The following is a 23,957-nucleotide window of genomic DNA, read 5'->3' as shown; positions in this document are numbered from 1 at the left end:
AGAAGAGGGGTACACGTGTCCGAGAGCAGTTACGACTACGTCATCGTCGGCGGCGGAATGGTGGCGGACAACGCGGCCAGAGGCATCCGGGAACTCGACTCGAACGGCAGCATCGCCATCATCGGTTCCGACGCCGACGGTCCGTACACGCGGCCGGCGTTGAGCAAGAAGCTGTGGACCGACTCCGACTTCGGTCGGGACGAGGTGCCGCTGGGAACCGCCGACACCGGAGCGACGCTGATCCTGTCGACCACGGTCACGGCGATCGATCGCGACGCCCACACGGTCACCACCGACTCGGGGGACACGTACCGGTACTCGAGGCTTCTGCTGGCCACGGGCGCGTCGCCTCGTCAGCTGGATCTCGAGCCGTCGGACCGCGTGATCTACTTCCGCACCTTCGAGGACTACCGGACACTGCGCGCACTGGCGACGTCCGGCACCCACGTCGTCGTGGTCGGCGGCGGTTACATCGGTACCGAATTGGCGGCGGCGTTGGTTCAGAACGACGCCACCGTGACCTTCGTCAGCAGCGACGACGTCGTCGGGGGACATATGTTCCCCGCGGACCTCGCGCAGGCCTTCCAGAAGGATTTCGAGGATCACGGTGTCACCGTCAAGACCGGCGTGAAGGTGGACTCGGGGCGCCGACAGGGTGACTCGGTCTCCCTGACTCTGAGCGACGGCTCCACGATCGACGCCGACGCGGTGGTGTTCGGCCTCGGTGTCGCTCCGAACACGACGTTGGCCGAAGATGCAGGTCTGGCCGTCGACAACGGCATCGTCGTCGACGAGTTCCTGCGGACCGCGGACCCGGACATCTACGCCGCCGGCGACGTGGCCAGCTACCCGGACGCGATCCTCGGGCGCCGCCGTATCGAGCACGTGGACAACGCGAACAGCATGGGACAGACCGTCGGAAAGATCATGGCGGGATCGACCGAGCCGTACACCTACACGCCGTACTTCTACTCGGACGTGTTCGACAACGGCTACCAGGCCGTGGGAACGATGAGCGCCGACCTCACCATGGTCGAGGACTGGAAGACGCCCGGCAAGGAGGGCGTCGTCTACTACCTCGACGACGACAAGATCGTGCGCGGAGTGCTGATGTGGAACGTGTGGGAGGGGCTCGACACAGCTCGAGAGTTGTTGGCGAGCAACGACGCCCGCGAATCGGCGTCGTTGCTCGGCACGATCTGACCCCTATTCCACGAGAGGGTCTGCGCGTCGCAGATCCTCCACGCGGACGGCGCGGCCCGCGCCGTCCGCGAGGGGGATCCGCCAGTTCTCGTACTGGGTCTCGTCCGTCCCCGGCTGATTCTGGATCCGGTGCTCGCCCACCATGTCGACCAGCGCGACTCCGATGAGCAGCGACGGGCTGCGCTGGATCAGCCGGTACAGCGCAGACACCGTCTCGCCCGTGTCGACGTCGTCCGCCAGCAGTCCGCGTTCACGCGCGAGATCCAGCACTTCCTCGCGCTGAGCCTCGTCCTGCTCGCGTTCGTCCTCCACGTCCCGCTCGAGCAGTCCGAGTCGCGAGCGCAGATCGATGTGCTCGCCCGCCAGGTAGCCGGCGGTGGGCGGAAGGTCGTGAGTCGTCACCGAACTCAGGCACAACTCGCGATACTTCTCGGGAGCGATGGGGCCGTCCTCGTCCCGTTCGAACCACAGGATGGACGTCCCGAGAACGCCGCGCTCGGCGAGGTAGTCCTGGACGACGGGCTCGAAGACTCCGAGGTCTTCGCCGATCACCACTGCCCCGGCCAGCTCCGCCTCGAGGGCGAGAATGCCGATCAGCGCCTCGTGGTCGTACGTGACGTACGTGCCATCGGCGGGACTGTCGGCGTCGGTGGGGATCCACCAGAGGCGGAACAGACCCAGAATGTGGTCGACACGCAGTCCGCCCGCGTGCTTGAGCACGGTGCGGAGCATGTCCCGGTAGGGCGCATACCCCAACTCCGCCAAGCGATCCGGGCGCCATGGAGGCTGGTTCCACTGCTGGCCCTGCTGATTGAAGTCGTCCGGTGGCGCGCCTACCGTGACCCCGTCGGCCAGCGCCGAGCCCAGCGACCAGGCGTCGGCACCCGAAAGCTGAACTCCCACAGCCAGATCGTGGACGACGCCGATCTCCATGCCGGCACGGTGCGCGGTGGCCTGCGCCTCGGCCAGCTGCTCGTCGCAGATCCACTGCAGCCAGGAGAAGAACTCGATGCGGTGCGCCAGCTTCTCCTGCTGACGCCGCACCCACGGCGTTCCGGGACCGACCGCCTTGTCGTGCCAGCGAGGGTCACCGGGCGACAGCTTCTCGGTCAATGCGCACCAGGTGGCGAAGTTCCGCAGGCCGATTCCCTCGGCTTCCCGGAACTCGTCGAAGGCGGCCTGGCGCGAGGCGCTCCGCGGAACGAGGAAGATCGCTTCGAGCGCGCGCAGTTTCGCGCGGAACGACTTGTCACGGTCCAGGTCGTCGGTGCGGGAGTTCGCGCGATGCAGTCGACGCGCGGTGTCACGGATCCGTGCGTACTTGTCACGCGGGAGCATCGCTGTCTCGCGGATGTTCTCGATCCTGATGTAGAGCGGATTGAAGAACCGTCGCGTCGTCGGCAGGTACGGCGATGCTTCGATCGGGGGCCGCGGCGCGGCTGCGTGGAGAGGGTTGACCAACACGTAGTCCGCGCCGTGATCCGCGCCGAGAATCGAGGCCATGTCGGAGAGGTCGGCGAAGTCGCCGATTCCCCACGACTGTGCGGACCTGATGGAGTACAGCTGCGCCAGGACGCCCCACCGCTGACGGTCGGACAGGGCCCGGGTGGTGGACAGACGGGCCGGCGTGACGACCAGGGTGCACGACTCGTCGAGGCCGTCGTCGCCGCGAGCGCGCAGGGTGTGCCATCCGAGGGGAAGCCCCTCGGGGACCGCGAACGTCGCTCTCCCGACCAGCGCACCGTCGACCTCCCGAGGATCGACCCACACATCCATCTGCTCGGCGTCGCGCGTGGTTCCGTCCTCGACCTCCACGGTCACGGTGACGGCCGTTCCGTGCGGTACGTGGACTCGGACGCGCGACGACTCGTCCGCGCTCGTGACGTCCGACGTCACCACCACGACGGGCGGCAGGGTGCGGCGCCACGGAGCATCAGCATGCGCGGAGATCGCCAGTTCGATGTCGTCGTCGCTGTCGGTGCTGACGTCGAGAGCGCCGAGCACGGACCGCAGCGTGGATTCGTGCACGTCACGACGGGCTTTGTCCCAGCCCTCGTACGACGTGGCGACGCCGTGCAGTCCGGCGAGGTGGCGTAGTCGTTCGATGTTCGTCACTCCTCGATTCTAGGGGCCGGACGTACTCGCTTTCCCTCCTGTGTCTGGGACAGTGGAGGGCAAGGAGGTGTCGGACATGACGAGCGACCCCACGGACGAGCGTGCACGCCGAGCGGACACGGTGCGGACCATCACGGAGTCGACACGGGTGGAGCGGTCGACCGACCGACCCGAGCCGCTGTCGGACAGGGCTGCGGTACTCATCGCCATCGGCCGTCTGGACGAGACCACTCGTGAGACCGCGCTCGCGCGCCTGCGCGCGGGTCGGACATTCCCCGCGCTCGGCGGTTTCGGAGTGCTGCGCCTGATCACCGAGGAACTCCGATGGATCGACGACAGGCTGAGCGGCCTACGTACCGGGCCGACGAAGCTCGCTCTGCTGCAGCGGCGTGTCATGCTCGAACGGCGATTGGGATCGTTACGCACCCGCTTCGTCATGAACTCGGCGCAGTACGCGTCGGGAGTCAGAGCCATCCGCCGCGAGCGTCGTGAGGGCATCCATCTCGACGTCGATCAGAGGACCGCACTCTTCGAGGCACTGACGTACACGCCGACACCGCTCGGAGTGGGCCCCGGACCACTGGCGCGGGCCCGCGAGATTCTGGGCGGCGTCGCAGCGGAACGACTCGATGCGGTGAACGCTCGCGGCGCGGACGTCGTGCGCACCCTCGCAGGCGCGGACGCCGACCGGTTCGCCGACCGGTACGACACGATCCTGTTCCTGGCAGGTCGGTATCACGACCGCATCATGTCCTCCCGCATCTGGCGGTCGGACCTGTTCGCGGTGGCCCGCGCGCAGCTCGACCCGGGCCTGGAGTTGGTACAGATCGCGGTGGACGTGGTCGCGCTCGCCCAGCTCGACGCCGAGCTGACCGAGGCGTTCGAGGCGCAGGGTGACACCGTGGACGACGAGGGGCGTCGGGAAGTGCTCACTCGCCGCGCCGATCTGATCCCCGTCTGGGATCAGGTCATCGAGCGGGTCGCGGCGCTGTCGCGAGTGGTCGACGAAATCTCGGTCGCGGAAGTCGAGCACCGGAGTCTGGACGCGATGCAGAGGGCAGTGGGTCTGGACCACCGGATAGACGACCTGATCTCGCGGTCCGGTACCCGCGAGATCTCGGCCGACAACACCCATTCGGTCTCCGATCAGATCTCCCGCGACACACTCTGAGTCCGTACCCGGCGCCGCGCTTGTTTGGATCGAGTCCCATCGGTCCATTCCTCGTAGTACGCGGTCGTCGTCCGAGCGCGTGATCCGTGCCGGAAGGACTACTCCATGCCAGCAGTACTCGAACGTGCCCGCATCGTCGCGCCACCGGGATGGAGCCGCTGGCTCGTCCCGCCGGCGGCGCTCGCGATCCACCTGGCGATAGGCCAGGCCTACGCGTGGAGCGTGTTCAAGGCCGCGATCTCCTCCGACACCGCGATGGGGCTGAGCGGGACCGTCACCGCCCTCCCGTTCCAGTTGGCCATCGTGATGCTGGGCCTCTCTGCCGCAGTGCTCGGCACGAAGGTGGAGGAACACGGCCCGCGCTGGGCCATGACGATGTCGCTGATCTTCTTCAGCTCCGGGTTGCTCATCTCCGCGCTCGGCATGAGTCTCGGCTGGTTCTGGCTCGTCATCGTCGGCTACGGACTGGTCGGCGGCATCGGTCTCGGCATCGGCTACATCTCCCCGGTGTCCACACTGATCAAGTGGTTCCCGGACCGCCCGGGCATGGCGACGGGTATCGCCATCATGGGATTCGGTGGTGGAGCACTCGTTGCGTCACCGCTGACCACCAAGCTCCTGTCCGCCTACGGCGGTAACACCGACTCCTCGATCGCCACGACGTTCCTCACCCTCGGTCTCGGCTATGCCGTCTTCATGGCGCTCGGCGTCGTGCTGATCCGCGTCCCGGCCGACGACTGGACACCGGCGGGCTGGACACCCCCGCAGACTCCGGCAGGTGAGCACACGGCCCGCGTGTCCGCGGCCAGCGCGGTCAAGACCCCGCAGTTCTGGTTGCTGTGGGTGGTGCTGTGCTTCAACGTCACCGCCGGCATCGGCATCCTCGAGCGGGCTGCCGGCATCTACACCGACTTCTTCCCCGACCCCACCTCACCGGAGTCCGTGGTGACCGCCGCGGCAGGTTTCGTGGCGTTCCTCTCGCTCACCAACATGCTCGGTCGTTTCGTGTGGTCGTCGGTCTCGGACCTCGTCGGACGGAAGAACATCTACCGCCTGTACCTCGGCGTCGGTGCACTTCTCTACCTCTACATCTCCCTGTTCACGAACACGAACAAGGTGCTCTTCCTCGTCAGCGCGATGGTCATCCTGTCCTTCTACGGCGCCGGCTTCGCCACGGCTCCTGCGTACCTGCGCGACCTGTTCGGCACCTACCAGGTGGGTGCGATCCACGGGCGACTGCTGACGGCATGGTCCGTGGCCGGTGTGCTGGGGCCACTGATCGTCAACGCGATCGCGGACATGGGGGACGAGGGCAGCACCGGGCGGTACGTCCCCGCCTTCGTCGTCATGATCGTGTTGCTGGTCGTCGGATTTGTCGCGAACGAACTGATCAAGCCTGTCGATCCGAAGTACTCGGAGCCGGATCCGGCAGCACAGGACCCGGGATCGGCCGCGACCGACGGAGAGTCGGCGGACACGAAAGAGGCGAAGGTATGAGCGAGGCGAAGAAGGGTGCACGTGTACCCGTCGTAGCGGTGTCGTGGCTGTGGGTCGGTGTGCCGTTCGTCTGGGGCGTGTACGAGCTGATACTCAAGGCCAAGAATTTGTTCGGTGGCTGACCGGAGCGTCGATCTCTGGCCGCGACCTCCTGTCCTTCCTCGACCGGTGGTCATGGACCAACGGTGGGAGCGGCTGGTGTTCCTGCACTGGCGTGTCGAGCCGCATATCGTGGCGCCGTTGCTGCCGCGCGGCATCGCACCGGACACCTATGACGGATTCACGTACGTGGGGCTGATCGGCTTCGAAATGGTCGGTGCCGGTCTCGGGTACGGCCGGCCGGTTCCGCACCTCGGTACGTTCGGGGAGATCAACGTCCGCCTGTACAGCCGCGACGGCGACGGTCGTCGAGGGGTGGTCTTCCGGTCACTGGACGCCACGCGCGCGGCCGTCGTCCTCGCCACCAACGCAGCCGGAGTGCGCTACCGGTGGTCGCACATCGACATCCTCGACAGCGGCGTCGACGACCCCGAGCGCACGGTGGGGTACCGCTCCCGTCGCCTCGCGCCGCCGCATCGGAACGCCACCACCGACTTCGTCGTGGCGCCGGGAACGCGCGACATGTCCGACGATCCGTTGTCCGTCTTCCTGACCGCCCGCTGGGGAATGCATACCTCCGTCGCAGGACGACCCGTCTTCGTTCCCAATACGCACCGACGGTGGCCTCTGCGCGACGCGACCCTGGTGCGATGCGACGACGATCTGATCGCCGCCGCCGGTCTCGGAGCGCTCGCGACTCGGCCACCCGACTCGGTGCTCTACTCCGACGGTGTCCGTACCCAGTTCGGACGGCCGTACCTCGCGACCCCGGTCAGACCAGGCCGTGCCGAGGTGGATGAGCGCCGGTGAGTGCGTAGCGGCCGACGTGCTGCGTCTTCCACCGCACCGGATCGTGCAGGGTATGGGTCCGAGCGTCGCGCCAGAGTCGATCCAGTCTCGATGACGCTGCGGCGCTGCGTGTCCCGCCTGCATCGAACACTGCCGCGGTGGCGTCGAGCGCGGCGCGGGTGGACGACACCTTCGCCGCGGCGGTCGCGACGGATGCTGCCGCCGCGGTGTCCGCGGTGAGGGTGTGTTCGGCGTCGTCGATGGCGCTTCCGGCCTCGCGCACCAAGGCTTCGGCGCTGCGCACCGCGATCTCGATGTCGCCGAACTGCTGGATCAGCAACGGATCCCGATCCGCTGAGTCGACACCGGCATCGACCGCGGGCCGCGCCAGGACGACGACGTCGCGCGCCGTGTCGACGGCGGCGCGAGCGATTCCCGCATCGATCGCGGCGTGCAGAAGTTGAGCTCTGGCGCCGTAGGTGGTGCTGGTGTCGAAAATTGCCGAGTACGGAACCACGGCGCCGTCCGGCACGACGACATCGGTCAGAGTCACCGTTCCGCTCGAGGTCGTGCGTTGACCGAGGCCGTCCCAGTCGTCGTCGATACGCACTCCGGGTGTGTCGGCGGGGATGTACGCCAACACCTTTCGGCGCTGGGACTGCGGGTCGGCGATATCGCCGACGACTCCGCGAACGACCAGCCACTGCGCGAACAGGGCCCCCGTCGAGTAGAACTTCCGGCCGTTGGCCACGTGAGTACCGTCCGGCGCAGGCTCGAAGGTGGTCCAGTCGATCGCGATCGACGGTGTCCCGCGTTCGCTCTGCGCATTGGCGAATCGTTTGCCCGCCGAGGCTTCCGCGAAGAACCTCCGCTGTTGGTCCTCCGATCCCTGCAGTCTCAGCGCCTCGAGGAAGGTCATGTGGCTCTGTGGGATCTGCGCGATGCTGGCATCACCTCGGGCCAGCGCCATGAACACCGACGCCAGCGTCCGCACGGACACGGGTGCGCCACCGAACTCGCGGGGAACGGTGATGCCCAGCAGCCCCGACGCGGACAGCAGGTCGAGCTCCGGCCCGGGAAGGCGGCGATCCCTGTCACGCTCGTCGGCGGACGGCGCGATCTTGGCACCCAGTGCGGTCGCCACGGCGAGTGCGGCGGCGTCGTCGAGAAGCGGTGGCACGGTCACCGGGGACTCGAGGCAGGCAGGAACGGTGTGTGTCCCGCCGCGCGGGCGGCCTGGCCGGCGGTGAAGAGGCCGCGACGTCGAAGCTGCGGGATGACTCCTTCGCCGAACCAGTACAGCTCCTCGAGGTGCGGGTATCCGGAGAAGACGAACTCGTCGATGCCGATGGCGGCGTACTCTGCGATGCGGTCGGCGACCTCGGTGTGGCTCCCGACCAGCGCGGTGCCGGCTCCGCCGCGGACCAGGCCGACACCCGCCCACAGGTTCGGTGCGATCTCGAGTGCCCGCGGGTCCTTCCACGATCCGGACCGACGACTCTCCTCGTGCAGGGCGAGCATCGCCCGTTGGCCCACCGATTCACTGCGCGCGAGATTGGACTGGGCCGTGGCCACCGCGTCCTCACCCAGCGCCTCGACCAGAGCACCTGCCTGGCGCCATGCCTCCTCGGATGTGTCCCGCGTGATGACGTGCAACCGGATGCCGAACCTCACGGTTCGTCCACGCTCGGCGGCGAGGCCGCGGATCCAGTCGATCTTCGTCGCGACGGCTGCCGTCGGCTCACCCCAGGTGAGATAGACGTCGGAATGGTCGGCCGCCACCGGCCCTGCTGCGGGTGACGATCCGCCGAAGTACAGCGGGGGAGTGGGATCGGGCAGGAACGGCAGGGATGCGTCCTCCACCTGAATGTGTTTGCCCGCGTGCGTGACCGACTCCCCGCGCCACAGGCCGCGCACGATCGAGAGGAACTCGTCGGTGCGCTCGTAGCGTTCGTCCTTGGACAGATGGTCGCCGTACTGGCGTTGTTCGTGGGCCTCCCCGCCGGTGACGACGTTGAGCAGCAGCCGGCCCGGTGCATGGTTGCTGAACGTCGCGGACATCTGCGCGGCGAGAGTGGGACTGATCAGACCGGGCCGGAACGCGATCAGGAAGGCGAGCTTCTCGGTCTCCCGTGCCAGCATGGCCGTCGTCAGCCACGCGTCTTCGCACCAGGCGCCGGCGGGGGTGAGAGCACCGGTGAAGCCGAACTCCTCGGCGGCCCGTCCGATGGACGACAGGTACCCGATGCTGGCGCGGCGGTCACCACCCGCGGTACCGACACGGGTTCCGTGCCCACCTCCGACGATCGAGCGACTGTCGCCGTAGGTCGGAAGGAACCAGTGCAGCGCCAGGGGAGACGCCCCGTCGATGGTGTCGGTCGGGTCGATCTTGTCGGTAGTCACTCGCGCCAGGCTAGGACGGTGTCCCGCCGTCGACCAGGGTTGGAATCGCAGCGATCGGAACGTCAGCTCCGTGCGACGAGGAGCGGAATCGCCATCTCCACGTCGGTCAACGATCCGTGATGACCGAGCAGAGCCGACTGGTTGGGCTCGGCGCCGCGGCGCACGAGGGCGCCGTCGCCGAGCGCGAGGGCGACGACGTCGCCGATGCACGACGACACGTCCGGCCCCACCGTGGGCCCGAACCATCCGCGGGCGACGGCGTCGTCGCGCTCGACGACGAGGTACTCGGGCCCGAGGGTCTCGCGCCACGCGTCGCGCACGGCATCGGCCGCTCCGGGGGTGGCGAACACGTGGCGAGCCCGCGGTTCACCGGCGATCATCCGGACGTCCGCGGACAGCGTCGGCGACGCGTCCACATCGACCGTGGAGCCGACCTGGACCATGCCGTGATCCGCGGTGACGATCAGGGCTGACTCGGGAGGCAGCTCGCCGAGAATGCCGGCGACGATCGAATCGACCTGGGACAGCTCGAACCTCCACGCTGCGGAATCCGGACCACGTACGTGACCGGTGAGATCGAGTTCCGACCAGTAGGAGTACACGAGCGAGCGGGTGCCGCGGCGAAGTGCGTGCGAGGTCTGCGCGACGAGGTCGCCTGCCGATACCGAGGACGCGAAGTCACCACCTCGCAGAACTGCGCGCGTCAGACCGGATTCACGCTGATACGACGGGGCGACACGCGTGACTGCGATCCCGTCCTCCGCGGCGCGTTCGAAGACCGTGGGGTGTGGCTGGAAGTCCTCGGGTGGCAAGGCGGACACCAGGTCGACCTTCGGCCCCTGTCCGTGCAAGCGCCAGTGCAACGGGTTCATCGGGCGGTCGAAACCGGGGACGGCCGTCAGATATCCGACCAGTCCGTGCTCGCCCGGTGCGCGGCCGGTGCCCAGCGACGCCAGGCTGGTCGACGTCGTGGACGGAAACGTCGCGGTCATCGACCGTGCCGGGAGCGACGACAGAACGGGCGCCGCCGCGGCGTGCCCGGACAGCTGATGCGCACCGAGTCCGTCGACGAGCAGGACACACACCCGCTGCGCGCCGGAGAGGTCCAGGCCGATCGTGTCCCGTGCCTTCGGGACACCGAGCGCTCCCAGCACGGACGGGAGGAGTTCGGACAGGCTGTCGACGCCGTAACGCGGGAGAACCACCACAGTCGAAGGCTATCGGGTGCGCTCAGTCGAACAGACTGTCACCGGTGCCGCCTGCCATGTCCGTCCCGAACAGGTCCAACTGCGACCCCGTCGACCGAGACGGGTCGTGGAGGTCCGCAGCCAGCCGGCGATGAGCGGCGGTGAGAAGGGCGGACGCGGTGCGCCAGACCCGGGCATCGAGCCCGGCAGACGCGGCCGTGCGGGGATCCTCGTCGTCCAGAGTCCGCTCCAGAGCCGCCGATTCCCGTCCACGAGCGATGTCGAGATACTGCACGACGATCGCCCTGTTGTGCCCGCACATCTCGAGTACCGCCTCGCAGGAAAGGTCCGGCCCCGACTCCCACACCGATTCGACGATGGCGCGCAACCCCTCCGGTACGACGGCGGTGTCGCGTTCCGTCGGCTCACCGAAGGCGTCCAGGTACGGCCGGGCGCCCAGACCGGCCACCAGATCACCGGCCGCGTCGACCATGAATTTCTCCATGACGGCCAACATGTCCACGACCTGCTGAGGAACGAACGGGACGACCGAGACGTCGATCGTGGCCAGCACACGGTCCTCGTCCAGAAGCACCTTGATGTGCGGCCACCGGCGGTTGGCGTCGTTGACGACGACGTGAGCCCGCGCCGCATCCGTCACGCCCGCTGCCAGAGGGGCGAGGATCTGCACGAACGGTGCTCCCGGGGACAGGCACAGGTAGAGCCAGGCCGGGCCCAGCCGGAACGGGTAGTCGCCGTCCTCGTCGGGTTCGGGGACGAAGCCCAACAGGTGGCGGAGTGTCTGCTCCACCAGGACCCGACGCTCGGATGCGTCCGCGGTGCGGACCGCGCGGAAGGTGTCGAACGGGCGGGCAGGGGCCGGCACCTCGGGCAGGGCGAGCAACGGGCCCGCAGAATCCCCGCCGACGTGCACGAACGCGGGGTGCGGCACACCCCACACCTCGTGAAGAATGCGGACCGCGACGTCCGCGAACAGGTCCGCATACCGACGCGACCGGTCGAGGAACCAGTTGACCGGCACGTCCTCGTCCACCGCGTCCGGACTGTCGGTCCCCGCCCGCGCAGGCTCGACGAAACCGGCGCCGATCAACAGATCACGACCGGCCTCGGTCCACGCGCGACGGGGAGCCAGGAACTCGTCGGACAGCACCTCGCACCGCAGGGTGTCGTCGTCCCAGCCGTAGAACTGGATGCACGGTGACACCGGCTCCGCTGCCGTGGGCGGGCACGACACGATCAACGAGTCATCCGCCGGCATCGCGTCGAGATGATCGGCGAGCATCGCGCGGAAATCTGCCCACGCAGCGCCGGTCGTCGCGTCCACACTGTCCACTCTGTCCATGTCGCCGACGCTAACCCGCCCCACCGACACGTTTGCGCGGACTAGGTGACGAGGTCCGCGTACTGCTCGTGCGTCTCGATGAAGTGATGCACGTACGAGCACGACGCGACGACCGTCGACCCGGCGGCACGCGTGTCGTCCAGGGCATGTCCGACCAGGATCGCGGCGAGCCCCCGACCACGGAACTTCGGGTCCGTGACCGTGTGGTCGAAGTCCCGGACGGTCGGTGAGCTCTGGCGGTACTCGGCGAATCCGGCGACCTCGTCGCCGATCAGAATCTCGAAGCGCTGTCGCTCGGGATGATGCTCGACGCGCGGGGTGTCCTTGTCCGAAGCCATGACATCGAAGTTACCGCGTCCCGCGGCGGCGTGTGTCGCTCGATCGACCGAGGTGCAGGGCCTCCAGCAGCCGGCGCTCGTAGGCCGCGAATTCCGGCGTGGTCGTCGTCTCGACCGGACGTGGCCGGGGGAGGTCGATGGTCAGGTCGGCGACCACCCGGGCGGGCCGAGGGGAGAGCACGACGACGCGATCGGACAGCAGAACGGCTTCGCGGATGTCGTGGGTGATCATCAGGACCGTCCACCGGTACTGCTGCCACACCTCCTGCAGCCAGTCCTGCATCGAGGTCCGGGTCAGGGAGTCGAGTGCGCCGAACGGCTCGTCCAGCAGGAGGACGTCGCGATCCTGCACGACCGTGCGCAGGAGGGCTGCGCGTTGGCGCATGCCGCCGGACAGTGCTGCAGGAGAGGAATCCTCGACGCCGTCGAGACCGAACACCGGGAACAGGGCTCGCGCGCGAGCCTCGGCGTCCGAACGGGAGACACCCTGGACTTCGAGGCCGAGTGTCGTGTTGCCCAGGATCGACCGCCACGGGAACAGCAGGTCCTTCTGTGGCATGTAGGCGCACCGCGGTGTGAGAACGGTTCCGCTGTCGGCTGGTTCGAGTCCGGCCAACAGTGCGAACAGTGTGCTCTTGCCGCAGCCGCTGGGACCGATGACGGAGACGAACTGTCCTTCGTCCACCGCCAGGTCGATCCCGTCGAGTACCGGAGTGCCCGGGTAGGACTTGATCACCGAGCGCAGATCGACCACCGGTGTCGTCATCGATCGACCGCCTTCGCCGTCAGGGCCCACGGAGCGACGAGGCGCTCCGCGACGTAGGTCAGCAGGAACAGGACGATGCTGCAGACCGCCGTCACCAGAACCGCGGCGAGTACCAGGTCGGTCCGGAAGGAGTTCTTCTGCTGGGCCATGTAGATCCCCAGACCCGATGTGGCTCCGACGTATTCGGAGAACACCGCACCGACCACGGCGTACGTGATGCCGATACGCAGAGCCGTGAAGAACCGGGGCAGTGCGGACGGTACGCGGACGTAGCGGAACTGTTGGCGACGGGAGGCGCCCATGCTGCGCAGCAGCGCATCGGATTCCTTGTCCGCCGAGGCGAACCCTTCGATCAGACCCAGAGTCATCGGGAAGAACGTCACCAGCGCGATGACGAGGAGCTTGGGCGCTATCCCGAATCCGAACCAGATGATCATCAGCGGTGCGATAGCGATGACGGGAAGGGTCTGCGAGACGACCAGGAGCGGCACGAGCGCACGCCGCAGCCAGGGGGAGAAGTCGACACACGTCGCGATGACCCAGGACACCGCCAGCGACACGGCGAAACCCAGAAGCGTGACCTGGATCGTCGACGCGGCATGACCGGCGATGACGTCGCGGTTCGCCCAGCCTTGCGACACCACGCGCGACGGTGACGGCAGGACCCGCGGGGAGATGCCGCTCACGACGACGTACACCTGCCAGAACGCGACGAGTCCGCCCGCGAGCAGCAGCGCCGGACCGAACCGCCGGAATCGCTCGGACGTCATGGCCGCTCGGTCAGCCCTGATCGAGATACTCGTTCGTGAAATACGTCGACCAGTCCGGTTCGCTGGTCACGGGCGACCCGTCCGGGCCCGCCAGGACTCCGGCGTCGAAGAGAAACTTGGAGTAACCCGTCCAGCGCTCGAGCGTCTGGGTTCCGACGCGCCCGTTCTCGTCCAGCATGTACTTGTCCGCCAACATCTTCTGGCTCTCGTACACCAGGTCCTCGTCGGTGAACGCTCCCGGATTCGCCGCGATCAGATCGCGTGCGCCGGCATCGGGATCGTCGGCAGCTTTCTGGTAGCCCTTCTGCAGGGCCTGCACGAACTTCCGTGCCTCGTCGGGGTGCTCGGCCATCCAGTCGTCACCGCCGTCGACGACGATGGCGTAGGAGTCGGGGAATCCGTAGTCGGTGTAGTCGAAGTACTTCATGGGGGTGCCGGCGTGTTCTGCTTCGAGACCCTCCCACGCGAAGTAGGACACGGTGAAGTCGGCGGTGCCGGAGTAGACGGCCTCGTAGGCGGACGTTCCGAGCACGACCGTCTCGAATTTTCCGGTGCCACCGTCGTTCCGGATGACCTGCTCGAGCGAGGCGCTCTCGCCGGCGTCGCCGAATCCGGCGTAGGTCCGACCGTCCAGGTTCCGCGGGCTGCCGATGTCGGGCCGGTCGGCGCGGACTCCGATCCCGGTGGCCCAGTGCTGCAACGGCGCCATGACGGAGGTGACCTTCGCCCCGGCGGCGCGAGCGTACGTCGCGGAGCTCTGGAAGCTGATCCCGAATTCTGCGTTGCCCGAGTCGATCAGCGTGTCCGGCGACGTCGAGTTGTACGGCAGGATCTCCACGTTCAGGCCCGCGTCGGCGAAGTACCCCTCCTGCTCGGCGACGAACAGGCCCGTGTGGTTGGTGTTGGGGGTCCAGTCGAGCGCGAAGCGAATGGTGTTCGCATCCGACGCGCCCGAGGACGCGCACGCGGTGAGCGACCCGGCGGCGACGACGGCGGCGACGAGAGCCGCGAGGCGCCTCACGCGGCGGGCCAGGGTGTCGTGTTCAGGGCCGTGTCCCAGAACAGCAGTTCGTAGCGCATCGCGATCGTGAACGCCGTGGTCATCCGCTGTCGTTCCGCATCCCCGGCGACCGCTGCTGCCTCGTCGACGAGTTCGCGGGCGCGGGCGGCGGACGTCTGGAAGTCCTCGGCGTCGTAGGTAGTCACCCACCGGGCGTAGGGATGACCGGGATCGGCATCGAGTACGGCGCGCGCCGATGCCGCCAGTCCGCGGCCCACCTCGGCGTAGATCCAGAAGCACGGCAGCGCGGCCGCCGCGCCGACGGCGTACGTGTCCGTCGCGGCGGTGGCCGTCAGGAACGAGACGTATCCCAGGCAGGCCTGACTGTGCTCGACGGGAACGTCCGAGGCGCCGCCCAGGGCGTCGTCGGCAAGAAGGCTGGTGTGCAGCGACTTCTCGACGACCGCCGCGGTCGCCGCGGACGTCGCCCAGAAAGCGCCCGCCTCGGGGTCCACCGCGCGGGAGGACAGGATGGCCAACGCCTTGGCGTACCCCTCGAGGTACAGGCCGTCCTGCTCGATGTACGTCCGGAACGAGGCAACCGGCAGCGTGCCGTCACCGAGTCGGGTCAGGAACTCCAGGTCGTCGATGCGGGCGCGGAGCCCGGCGGTGCGGTCCCAGAGGTGGTCGGTGAAGCGTGCGTGGTCGGCTGCATCCGCGGTGGAGGCAGCGTCGACCGCATGGTCGTACGGCGTCATGGCCGTGACATCCCTTCGTCAGAATTACCTGCATCAGGTTCTCGGGTGTCATCTCAGCCTCGCTACGCGAAGCACCCCGTGTCAGAACTCGCCGACCATAACACCGGCCTCCCCTCGGATAAGCAAAGGGAGGCCGGTAGTGGTGAGCGGGAGGGACTACTTCATGTCTTCGAGCTCCATGCCCTTCGTCTCCGGGATCTTCGCCTTGACGAAGAAGAACGAGACGGCGGCGAAAGCCGCGAACCCGCCGTAGACGATGGACAGTCCCACCATCTCGGTCAGGGACGGGAAGGTCAGGGAGATCACGAAGTTGGCCACCCAGTTGGCGGCCGTACCGATACCGAGTGCCATGGCGCGCATCCGGTTCGGGAACATCTCGCCGAGCAGGACCCACATGATCGGGCCCCAGGTCGACGCGAAGAAGATGACGAACAGGTTCGCTCCGATCAGGGCGACCACGCCCCAGGGGTCGGGAAGCGAGACGTCGTCGCCGCTTCCGATCTGCTGGGAGAACGCGACGGCAGCCATGAGCAGGCCGACGAACATACCGATGGAACCGGCCATCAACAGGTTGCGTCGACCGACCCGATCGACGAAGAGGATGGCGACGAACGTCATGGCCACGTTGATGATCGACGTGATGACGGAGGTCGTGAACGACTGGCTCTCGCTGAAGCCGACCGACTTCCACAGCGTGGTGGAGTAGTAGAAGATCGCGTTGATGCCGACGAACTGCTGCAGCACCGCCATGATGATGCCGACCCAGACCAGCGGCTGAAGACCGAACCGCGGCCCGCGGATGTCGGCGAACGAGGACTTCTGCTCCTTGCGCAGGGTCAGACGGATCTCGTGGATACGTTCGTTCGGGTGCTTCTCACCGGTGATGTTGGCGAGGATCTCGGCAGCTTCCTCGTCCAGATGCTTTCCGACGAGGTACCGGGGAGATTCCGGAATGAGCAGGGCGAGAACGCCGTACACGACGGCGGGGATGACACCGACGATGAACATCCACCGCCATGCCTCGAGGCCCAGCCACAGATCGTTCGACGCTCCGTCGGCGCGGTCCGCCAACACGGCGTCGGACAGCAGAGCCGCGAAGATACCGATGGTGATCGCCAGCTGCTGAAGCGATGCGAGGCTGCCTCGCATGCGTGCCGGGGAGATCTCCGCGATGTACGCCGGAGCGATCACCGACGCGATGCCGATGCCGAGTCCGCCGAGAACGCGCCACAGCATGAGGTCGGGGACGCTGAACGCCAGTCCCGATCCGACCGAGGAGATGATGAAGAGGGCCGAGCCCAGGAGCATCACCTTCTTGCGGCCCCACCTGTCGGCCAGGCCGCCGGCGAACCAGGCGCCCGCGGCGCATCCGAGAAGTGCGATGGCAACGGTGAAACCGGTGAGGAACTCGCCGAGAGCGAACTTGCCCTGGATCGAGTCCACGGCGCCGTTGATGACGGAACTGTCGAAACCGAAGAGAAAGCCGCCGACCGCCGCCGCGATGGTCACGCCGATGACTTTTGCCGTGTGATTGGCTGACGCCTGAGTGGTCATCCTTGTCGCCGCCTACATGTCGGCCACCGGCCACTGACGGTCGATGGCGAAGATAGTGAAGTCAGTTTCGGACACTACGCCCGGCCATTGCGCAGCGGAACTGAACCCGGGCGTTCGACCGTCGTCGGTTTGACCCCGGGTCCCGTGGTGAATCCCGTGCGCATGAAGAAGACTCTGCGGCGGCGTGGTGACGCGTCGGTGGCCGTCGCGTGGGAGCGGTACATGGACATCTCGCTGTGGCCGACGTGGGCGCCGCAGATCCTCGGTGTCGACGCGTCTACTCCTCGTCTCGCGGCAGGGACGACGGGCACCGTGCGTGGACCGCTGGGGATTCGGGTGTCGTTCGAGGTCTTGTCCGTGGACGAGGCCGCTCGGGTCTGGTCCTGGCGGGCATGGATAGGTGCCCGGAGCGCCGGACTGACCCTGGAGCACGGCGTCGACGAGGCTCGGACCGGCTCGCAGACCTGGCTGGTCGTGGACGGTCTGGCGCCGATCGTTCTCGCATACTCGCCGGCGGCCCTCTTCGCCCTCGGCCGACTCGTCTCGGCGTAGGTCGCGACGGGTAGCGTCGGCGACGTGCCTGACGCAGCCCGGACCAGCCTCGTGATCACGACGAGGGACGGTGACGTGCGTGGTCACGGCCGCGGTGACGTCGTCAGTTGGAAGGGCATTCCCTACGCGGCTCCGCCCGTCGGCCCGCTCCGATTCCGCGCGCCGCGACCGCCCGAGCCGTGGACCGGGATTCTCGACGGAGCGAGTTTCGGGGCGATGGCGCCCCAGGGGCGCGACGGTCCGGTGCCGATGGATCCGTCCATCCCCATCGACGAGGACTGCCTGACGCTCAACGTCTGGGCTCCCACGCCCGACGGGGTGCGCCGCCCGGTCATGGTGTGGCTCCACGGCGGGGCGTACGTCCTGGGTTCCTCGGCGCAGCGGATCTACAACGGCCGCAACCTCTCTCACCTCGGTGAAGTCGTCGTGGTGACCGTGAACTACCGCGTCGGGGCACTGGGGTGGCTGGATCTGTCGTCGTTCGGCACCGACGACGACATCTTCGAGACCAATATCGGTCTGCGCGATCAGATCTTCGCGTTGACCTGGGTGCGCGAGAACATCGACGCATTCGGTGGGGACTCCGCGAACGTCACGGTGTTCGGGGAGTCGTCGGGTGGCGCGTCGGTGACGACGCTCATGACATCTCCCGCAGCGAAGGGCCTCTTCCACAAGGCCATCGCGCAGAGTGCCCCGGCCACGTCGGTCTACGGACCCGAGCGAGCGCGCGTCGCCGCGGAGCGTTTCCTCGAATTGGTGGACCTGACGCCGGAGAGAGCAGGGGAGTTGCGGGCCATGCCGGTCCAGCAACTGGTCGACGCTGCCGAGAAGCTGGTGTACGAGGTGCCCGAGAAAGTACCGGGCACACTGGGGTTCGCGCCGGTCGTCGACGGTGACGTGGTGCCTCGCTACCCGGTCGCGGCATTCCAGAAGGGGTACGCGCACGACATTCCGTTGATCATCGGATCGAACCACGACGAGGCGTCGGTGTTCCGGATGATGAAGTCGCCGCTGATGCCGGTCACGTCCGACACCGTCAGCACCATGTTCGAGGCGATCGCGGTGGACCATCCGGACCTCTCGCCCGCCCGGATCGCCGAGATCCTGGCGGCGTACCCGGATCTCCCGAAGAGTGCGGGGGCACTGGCGTTGTCGCGAGACGCGGGTTTCCGCATGCCGAGCCTGTGGATCGCCGAGGCGCACTGCCGCACGTCACCGACATTCGTCTACCGGTTCGACCACGCCACTCCGGTACTGCGCGCGGCCCGGATCGGTGCGGGTCATGCCACCGAGTTGCCGTACGTCTTCGGCAACTTCGGCACCTTCGACCGCGATCCCACGTTCTGGCTCGGAGGGCGCAAAGCCGCGCAGCAGGTATCCCGGCGGATTCAGCGACGCTGGGTGGCGTTCGCGTGGCACGGGGTACCTGCTGCACTGGACGGCTCGAAGCACTGGGCGCCCTACGACGAACGACGTCGCACCCTGGTGATCGACGCGAGGGACACCCTGGTGGAGGACCCCGATGCAGAACTGCGCGAGATCTGGGGCGAGAAGGTCCTCGGCTTCAGCTGAGGTCGATCAGGCCTTGCTGTAGGTGAGGCAGTTCGCGGTGTCCGACGACTCGCCGGCGCCGATGCGGACCGCTGCCGCGCTGCACTCGAGGTTGTCGTTGAACGAGCAGTCGACGCGCTGGCACGCACCGACCTGGGTGGAGACGGTCTCGAGACCGCCCTTGGTGCTCAACGGAATGAACGTGCCGCAATCGGCCGTTCCGTTCGAGCCTCCGACATTGATGGCGAAGGCGTGGCATCCGTCGTGGTTGTACGAACAGGCGCTGACGCTGCAATCACTGACGCGGGGCATTTCGAGGGAAGTCATGGCAATGACGGTAATACTGAAAAAGCGTTCCCACCAGCAAGGTCAGGCTGACCTAGATATGGTCACCCTTTCTGCAACAATGATGTTTCCTATTCATTCGGGTAACGGAACGGTGACGAATCCGCCGGTGACGTAACGATCGGTATGTTCGTTCGGATGGACCGATCATGAGACGAACACTCCTCGCGACCCTGGCCGTCACCGCGCTGTTCGCGAGCGGGTGCTCCGACTCCGGACAGGGTTCCGCGGCGCCACCTCCTCCGCCCGCCACCACGACCTCGACGGCGGTGGCTCCGGCACCGGGTACGGAACCCGCGTCGACGGCCGCGCCGGAACCGTCGACCGCGTGTGTGGAGGATTCCGTCGTGGCGGCGGGCATCGAGTCGCTGCCACAGTTCTTCGGTAGCGGGTGGCGACTCGTCCGCCAGGGCGATCCCTGCGCGACGCTGTCGTGGGCGCTCGCGGCGCTCGACGGGGGCACGGGGTCGAGTCCATGGACCGTCTTGTTCTTCCACGACGACACCTATCTCGGTACCGCCACCGCGTTGCCGTACTCGTTCACCGACGTCGACTCGCAGACCGACGACACCGTCACCGTGTCGTACGGGTGGCTCCGGGAGGGAGAGTCAACCGCGGAGCAGTCCGGCGGACCCGGCCTCGTCCGCTACACCTGGAACGGATCGTCGGTGGTCATGCTGGACGACCTGCCGCAGGAGGTGGTGGACGGCAACAGGCAGACCCCTGCGGATCCGTGCCTGGACGACGACGTGATCGACGCGGCGATCGCCTCGCTGCCGACGTTCTCCGGCAGCGGGTGGACGCGCGCCGGTCAGGGCGATGCCTGCAGTGTGCTGGCGTGGGCGCTGGCCGTGCCCGACGGTGCGACCGGCTCCAGCCCCACGACGGTCCTGTTCTTCCACGACGGCGTGTATCTGGGAACGGCGACCGCCCGTCCGTACGCGTTCACCGCAATCGACCCGTATGCGCAGCTGGACGACACGGTGACGGTGTCGTACCGATGGCTCCGGGACGGAGAAGCGACCGCGGAGGTGTCCGGCGGACCGGCGCTGGTCCGTTATCGCTGGAACGGCTCGTCGGTGGACATGCTCGACTCCCTGCCTCCCGAGGTGACGAACGGCTGAGGTCCCACCGGTGGACTACCCGGCGGATCGGGTGCAGGATCACCGAAAGAATGCCGATGCGGAGGTGCCATTCATGACGATCGTGCGCGCTGCCCTGGTCCAGACCACCTGGACCGGCGACAAGGAATCGATGATCCAGGCCCACGAGGTCTACGCCCGCCAGGCAGCCGAGCAGGGTGCGAAAGTTCTCTGTTTCCAAGAACTCTTCTATGGTCCTTACTTCTGCCAGGTGCAGGACGCGTCGTTCTACGACTACGCCGAGTCCGTTCCCGGGCCCACGGTCGAGCGCTTCCAGGCCCTGGCGAAGGAACTCGGCATGGTCATGGTGCTGCCGGTGTACGAACAGGAGCAGCCCGGCGTCCTGTACAACACGGCGGCGGTGGTCGATGCGGACGGCACGTACCTGGGCAAGTACCGCAAGCACCACATTCCGAATCTGAACGGCTTCTGGGAGAAGTTCTACTTCCGCCCGGGCAATCTGGGCTGGCCCGTGTTCGACACCGCCGTCGGCAAGGTGGGGGTCTACATCTGTTACGACCGCCATTTTCCTGAGGGATGGCGCGCACTCGGACTGGCCGGAGCAGAGATCGTGTTCAATCCGTCCGCCACCTCGCGAGGGCTGTCGAACTACCTGTGGAAGCTCGAGCAACCGGCGTCGGCCGTGGCCAACGAGTACTACATCGGCGCGATCAACCGAGTGGGAGTCGAGGAGTTGGGCGACAACGACTTCTACGGCACCAGTTACTTCGTCGATCCCGAGGGAAAGTTCGTCGGAGAGGTCGCCTCGGACAGTGCGGCCGAGTTGATCGTCCGCGATCTGGACCTGTCGCTCATCAAGACCGTCCGCGATCGGTGGGCTTTCTACCGCGATCGCAGACCCGATGCCTACGGTCCCCTGGTGACACCGTGACGACGACCTTCGTCCACGGGGGCATCGTCGTCTCGCCGACGGGTTCGCAGCCTCTGGACGTCCTGATCGACGGTGAGACGATCGTCGCTGTGCTGCAACCGGGTTCGACGCTTCTGGGCGCGGACCTCGCATCGTCGAGCGACGTCGTCGTCGACGCGACCGGGAAGTACGTCATCCCCGGAGGGGTCGACGGCCACACCCACATGGAGATGCCGTTCGGAGGCACCTTCGCCTCCGACTCGTTCGAGACGGGGACGCGCGCTGCCGCGTGGGGCGGAACCACCACCATCGTCGACTTCGCCATCCAGAACCCCGGGATGCGTGTCCAGGACACCCTCGCTACGTGGCACGAGAAGGCCGCCGGTTCGTGCGCCATCGATTACGGATTCCACCAGATCATCGGAGACGTCGACAGCGACTCGTTGAAGGCCATGAGCGAGTTGGTCTCCGAAGGAGTCACCAGCTTCAAACTTTTCATGGCCTATCCCGGCGTCTTCTACTCGGACGACGGGAAGATCCTGCGGGCGATGCAGACTGCCGCCGAGACCGGCGCGCTGCTGATGATGCACGCGGAGAACGGCATCGCCATCGACGTCCTGGTCGAGCAGTCGATCGCACGCGGTGACACGGCGCCGTACTTCCACGGCACGTCCCGGCCGTGGCAGCTCGAGGAAGAAGCGACGCATCGCGCGATCATGCTGGCCGACGTGACGGGAGCACCGCTGTACGTCGTGCACGTGTCGGCGAAACAGGCGCTCGAGCAGATCGCGACGGCACGAGGCAAGGGGCAGAACGTCTTCGCCGAGACGTGTCCGCAGTATCTGTACCTCTCGCTCGAGGAGCAACTCGGTGCGCCGGGCTTCGAGGGCGCGAAGTGGGTGTGCTCGACACCGCTCCGGTCCCGTGCCGAAGGGCACCAGGACGAGCTGTGGCGGTACCTCCGCACAGGGGACGTCTCGACGGTCGGCACCGATCACTGTCCCTTCTGCATGAAGGATCAGAAGGAGATGGGTATCGGCGACTTCTCCAGGATCCCCAACGGAATCGGGTCGGTCGAGCATCGGATGGACCTGATGTACCAGGGTGTGGTGTCGGGGAAGATCACGCTCGAGAAGTGGGTCGAGGTGTGCTGCACGACGCCGGCACGCATGTTCGGGATGTACCCGCGCAAGGGCATCGTGTCGCCGGGTGCCGACGCGGATCTGGTGGTCTACGACCCGAACGGCCGCACCACCATCGGAGTCGAGACGCACCACATGAGAATGGACTATTCCGCCTACGAGGGCATGACCGTGGACGGCCATGTCGACACGGTGATCTCCCGTGGAACCGTCGTCGTCGACCGCGGCGAGTACCTTGGCCGCGCCGGGCACGGCCGTTTCGTTCGCCGCGACCTGTCCCAGAATCTGGTGTGAGGGATGGACTTCGGAGTAGTGCTGCAATGCACTCCACCCAGTTCGCGGGTGGTCGAACTCGCTCGTATCGCCGAGACGCACGGCTTCTCGCACGTGTGGACCTTCGATTCGCACCTGCTGTGGCAGGAGCCCTACGTCATCCACAGTCAGATTCTCGCGAGCACCCGCAAGGTGGTCGTCGGACCGATGGTGACCAACCCGTCGACGCGTGACGTCACGGTGACGGCGTCGACGTTCGCCACGCTCAACGAGATGTACGGCAACCGCACCGTGTGCGGGATCGGCCGAGGTGACTCCGCGGTGCGCACTCTGGGTGGGAAGCCCACCACCATCGCGCGGCTCGCCGAGTCGGTGGAGATCATCCGCGAACTGGGCAACGGGCGTTCCGCACATGTCGGCGACACCACCGTCCGATTCCCGTGGGCATCGCAGTCCGAACTGGAGGTGTGGGTCGCCGGATACGGCCCTCGCGCACTGGAACTGACGGGACGGGTCGCCGACGGGTTCATTCTCCAGCTCGCCGACCCCGACATCGTCGAGTGGACGGTGGCCACCGTGCGCGACGCCGCCGAGAAGGCGGGGCGCGACCCCGATGCGGTGACCATCTGCGTGGCCGCCCCCGCCTACGTCACGGACGGGTCCGCCGACGCGGCAGCTCACGCCCGCGAGCAGTGCCGGTGGTTCGGCGGCATGGTGGGAAACCACGTGGCCGACATCGTGACGCGGTACGGGGCGACGTCGGGAGTGCCTGCGGCACTGACGGACTACATCGCCGGCCGTCACGGATACGACTACAACCAGCACGGCCGCGCCGGGAACACACATGCGGACTTCGTGCCCGACGAGATCGTCGACCGCTTCTGCATCCTGGGCTCGCCCGAGCAGCATGTCGAACGCCTTCGGCAGCTCGAGTCGCTCGGTGTGGACCAGTTCGCGGTCTACCTCCAACACGATGCGAAGACCGCGACGCTGGATGCCTACGGCGAGTCGGTGCTGCCTGCCATGATGACGTCAGAGGTGGCGACGGAATCCGGAGTCGCTCGATAA

At 67.2% G+C, this 23,957-nt stretch carries 23 protein-coding genes and 1 riboswitch; of the genes, 11 read left to right on the top strand and 12 right to left on the bottom strand.

Going from position 1 to position 23,957, the window contains the following annotated elements; all coding sequences use genetic code 11:
• Positions 1-15 precede the first annotated feature (15 nt).
• Positions 16-1,203: an NAD(P)/FAD-dependent oxidoreductase gene (locus RU01_RS16070; RefSeq protein ID WP_231568741.1), complete on the top strand. Its 1,188-nt coding sequence runs from the start codon at positions 16-18 to the stop codon at positions 1,201-1,203.
• A 3-nt stretch (positions 1,204-1,206) separates the two neighbouring features.
• On the opposite strand, the gene malQ is transcribed toward RU01_RS16070, so the two are convergent.
• A complete protein-coding gene (gene malQ / locus RU01_RS16065) occupies positions 1,207-3,318 on the bottom strand; it encodes a 4-alpha-glucanotransferase (RefSeq protein ID WP_042575555.1) in 2,112 nt (703 codons plus the stop codon).
• 76 nt (positions 3,319-3,394) lie between these two features.
• Between malQ and RU01_RS16060 the strand changes: the two genes are divergently transcribed.
• The 4 genes from RU01_RS16060 (at position 3,395) to RU01_RS16050 (ending at position 6,895) form a co-directional block, all read left to right on the top strand.
• Positions 3,395-4,489, top strand: a complete 1,095-nt coding sequence (locus tag RU01_RS16060) for a hypothetical protein (protein WP_042575645.1) — start codon at positions 3,395-3,397, stop codon at positions 4,487-4,489.
• A 105-nt stretch (positions 4,490-4,594) separates the two neighbouring features.
• Complete coding sequence (locus tag RU01_RS16055) at positions 4,595-5,986, top strand: OFA family MFS transporter (RefSeq protein WP_042575554.1); 1,392 nt, start codon at positions 4,595-4,597, stop codon at positions 5,984-5,986.
• Complete coding sequence (locus RU01_RS23475; RefSeq protein ID WP_269430144.1) at positions 5,983-6,108, top strand: MFS transporter small subunit; 126 nt, start codon at positions 5,983-5,985, stop codon at positions 6,106-6,108. The genes RU01_RS16055 and RU01_RS23475 overlap by 4 nt, the downstream gene beginning before the upstream one ends.
• Complete coding sequence (locus tag RU01_RS16050) at positions 6,101-6,895, top strand: YqjF family protein (RefSeq protein ID WP_231568740.1); 795 nt, start codon at positions 6,101-6,103, stop codon at positions 6,893-6,895. Before RU01_RS23475 ends, RU01_RS16050 begins: the two co-directional genes overlap by 8 nt.
• On the opposite strand, the gene RU01_RS16045 is transcribed toward RU01_RS16050, so the two are convergent.
• The 10 genes from RU01_RS16045 to RU01_RS16000 form a co-directional block, all read right to left on the bottom strand.
• A complete protein-coding gene (locus tag RU01_RS16045; RefSeq protein WP_042575553.1) occupies positions 6,858-8,060 on the bottom strand; it encodes an SfnB family sulfur acquisition oxidoreductase in 1,203 nt (400 codons plus the stop codon). The two genes, RU01_RS16050 and RU01_RS16045, sit on opposite strands and share 38 nt — an antisense overlap.
• Entirely contained in the window at positions 8,057-9,277 is a 1,221-nt protein-coding gene (locus RU01_RS16040; RefSeq protein WP_231568739.1) for an LLM class flavin-dependent oxidoreductase, read from the bottom strand. The genes RU01_RS16045 and RU01_RS16040 overlap by 4 nt, the downstream gene beginning before the upstream one ends.
• Before the next feature lie 62 nt (positions 9,278-9,339).
• Positions 9,340-10,485, bottom strand: coding sequence for an alkaline phosphatase family protein (locus tag RU01_RS16035; RefSeq protein ID WP_042575552.1), 1,146 nt, complete (start codon positions 10,483-10,485; stop codon positions 9,340-9,342).
• Between the two features lie 22 nt (positions 10,486-10,507).
• Positions 10,508-11,827, bottom strand: a complete 1,320-nt coding sequence (locus tag RU01_RS22230; RefSeq protein ID WP_052493319.1) for a T3SS (YopN, CesT) and YbjN peptide-binding chaperone 1 — start codon at positions 11,825-11,827, stop codon at positions 10,508-10,510.
• 41 nt (positions 11,828-11,868) lie between these two features.
• Positions 11,869-12,165: a GNAT family N-acetyltransferase gene (locus tag RU01_RS16025; protein WP_042575551.1), complete on the bottom strand. Its 297-nt coding sequence runs from the start codon at positions 12,163-12,165 to the stop codon at positions 11,869-11,871.
• A 10-nt stretch (positions 12,166-12,175) separates the two neighbouring features.
• Entirely contained in the window at positions 12,176-12,931 is a 756-nt protein-coding gene (locus tag RU01_RS16020) for an ABC transporter ATP-binding protein (RefSeq protein ID WP_042575550.1), read from the bottom strand.
• A complete protein-coding gene (locus RU01_RS16015) occupies positions 12,928-13,701 on the bottom strand; it encodes an ABC transporter permease (RefSeq protein WP_042575549.1) in 774 nt (257 codons plus the stop codon). The genes RU01_RS16020 and RU01_RS16015 overlap by 4 nt, the downstream gene beginning before the upstream one ends.
• A gap of 10 nt (positions 13,702-13,711) precedes the next feature.
• Positions 13,712-14,722 carry an ABC transporter substrate-binding protein gene (locus RU01_RS16010; RefSeq protein WP_231568738.1) on the bottom strand — a complete coding sequence of 337 codons (1,011 nt, stop codon included), beginning with the start codon at positions 14,720-14,722 and terminating at the stop codon, positions 13,712-13,714.
• Positions 14,719-15,459 carry a TenA family protein gene (locus RU01_RS16005; RefSeq protein ID WP_042575548.1) on the bottom strand — a complete coding sequence of 247 codons (741 nt, stop codon included), beginning with the start codon at positions 15,457-15,459 and terminating at the stop codon, positions 14,719-14,721. The genes RU01_RS16010 and RU01_RS16005 overlap by 4 nt, the downstream gene beginning before the upstream one ends.
• Positions 15,453-15,548, bottom strand: a riboswitch (TPP riboswitch). Its footprint overlaps the gene before it by 7 nt.
• Positions 15,549-15,615: 67 nt before the next feature.
• Positions 15,616-17,013 carry a sugar porter family MFS transporter gene (locus RU01_RS16000; protein ID WP_042575547.1) on the bottom strand — a complete coding sequence of 466 codons (1,398 nt, stop codon included), beginning with the start codon at positions 17,011-17,013 and terminating at the stop codon, positions 15,616-15,618.
• A 162-nt stretch (positions 17,014-17,175) separates the two neighbouring features.
• On the opposite strand from RU01_RS16000, the gene RU01_RS15995 reads away from it, so the two are divergent.
• Both RU01_RS15995 and RU01_RS15990 read left to right on the top strand, forming a co-directional pair.
• Positions 17,176-17,565, top strand: coding sequence for an SRPBCC family protein (locus RU01_RS15995; RefSeq protein ID WP_042575640.1), 390 nt, complete (start codon positions 17,176-17,178; stop codon positions 17,563-17,565).
• 24 nt (positions 17,566-17,589) lie between these two features.
• The gene (locus RU01_RS15990) at positions 17,590-19,137 is read left to right on the top strand and encodes a carboxylesterase/lipase family protein (RefSeq protein WP_042575546.1); all 1,548 of its coding nucleotides are present in this window, start codon (positions 17,590-17,592) and stop codon (positions 19,135-19,137) included.
• A gap of 6 nt (positions 19,138-19,143) precedes the next feature.
• Here RU01_RS15990 and RU01_RS15985 read toward each other — a convergent pair whose 3' ends face one another.
• Complete coding sequence (locus tag RU01_RS15985; protein ID WP_042575545.1) at positions 19,144-19,443, bottom strand: DUF1540 domain-containing protein; 300 nt, start codon at positions 19,441-19,443, stop codon at positions 19,144-19,146.
• Positions 19,444-19,610: 167 nt separating this feature from the next.
• Between RU01_RS15985 and RU01_RS22225 the strand changes: the two genes are divergently transcribed.
• The 4 genes from RU01_RS22225 to RU01_RS15960 all read left to right on the top strand — a co-directional run bounded on the left by RU01_RS22225 (position 19,611) and on the right by RU01_RS15960 (position 23,957).
• Positions 19,611-20,585 carry an LppP/LprE family lipoprotein gene (locus RU01_RS22225; protein WP_052493318.1) on the top strand — a complete coding sequence of 325 codons (975 nt, stop codon included), beginning with the start codon at positions 19,611-19,613 and terminating at the stop codon, positions 20,583-20,585.
• Between the two features lie 73 nt (positions 20,586-20,658).
• Positions 20,659-21,495, top strand: a complete 837-nt coding sequence (locus RU01_RS15970) for a nitrilase-related carbon-nitrogen hydrolase (RefSeq protein WP_042575637.1) — start codon at positions 20,659-20,661, stop codon at positions 21,493-21,495.
• Positions 21,492-22,910, top strand: a complete 1,419-nt coding sequence (hydA, locus tag RU01_RS15965) for a dihydropyrimidinase (protein WP_042575544.1) — start codon at positions 21,492-21,494, stop codon at positions 22,908-22,910. Before RU01_RS15970 ends, hydA begins: the two co-directional genes overlap by 4 nt.
• A gap of 3 nt (positions 22,911-22,913) precedes the next feature.
• On the top strand, positions 22,914-23,957 hold the full coding sequence (locus RU01_RS15960) for a TIGR03842 family LLM class F420-dependent oxidoreductase (protein ID WP_042575543.1): 1,044 nt from the start codon (positions 22,914-22,916) through the stop codon (positions 23,955-23,957).

Source organism: Rhodococcus sp. MEB064 (assembly GCF_000834565.1).
Lineage (GTDB): Bacteria > Actinomycetota > Actinomycetes > Mycobacteriales > Mycobacteriaceae > Rhodococcoides.
This window is presented reverse-complemented; position numbering and strand designations above follow the sequence as displayed.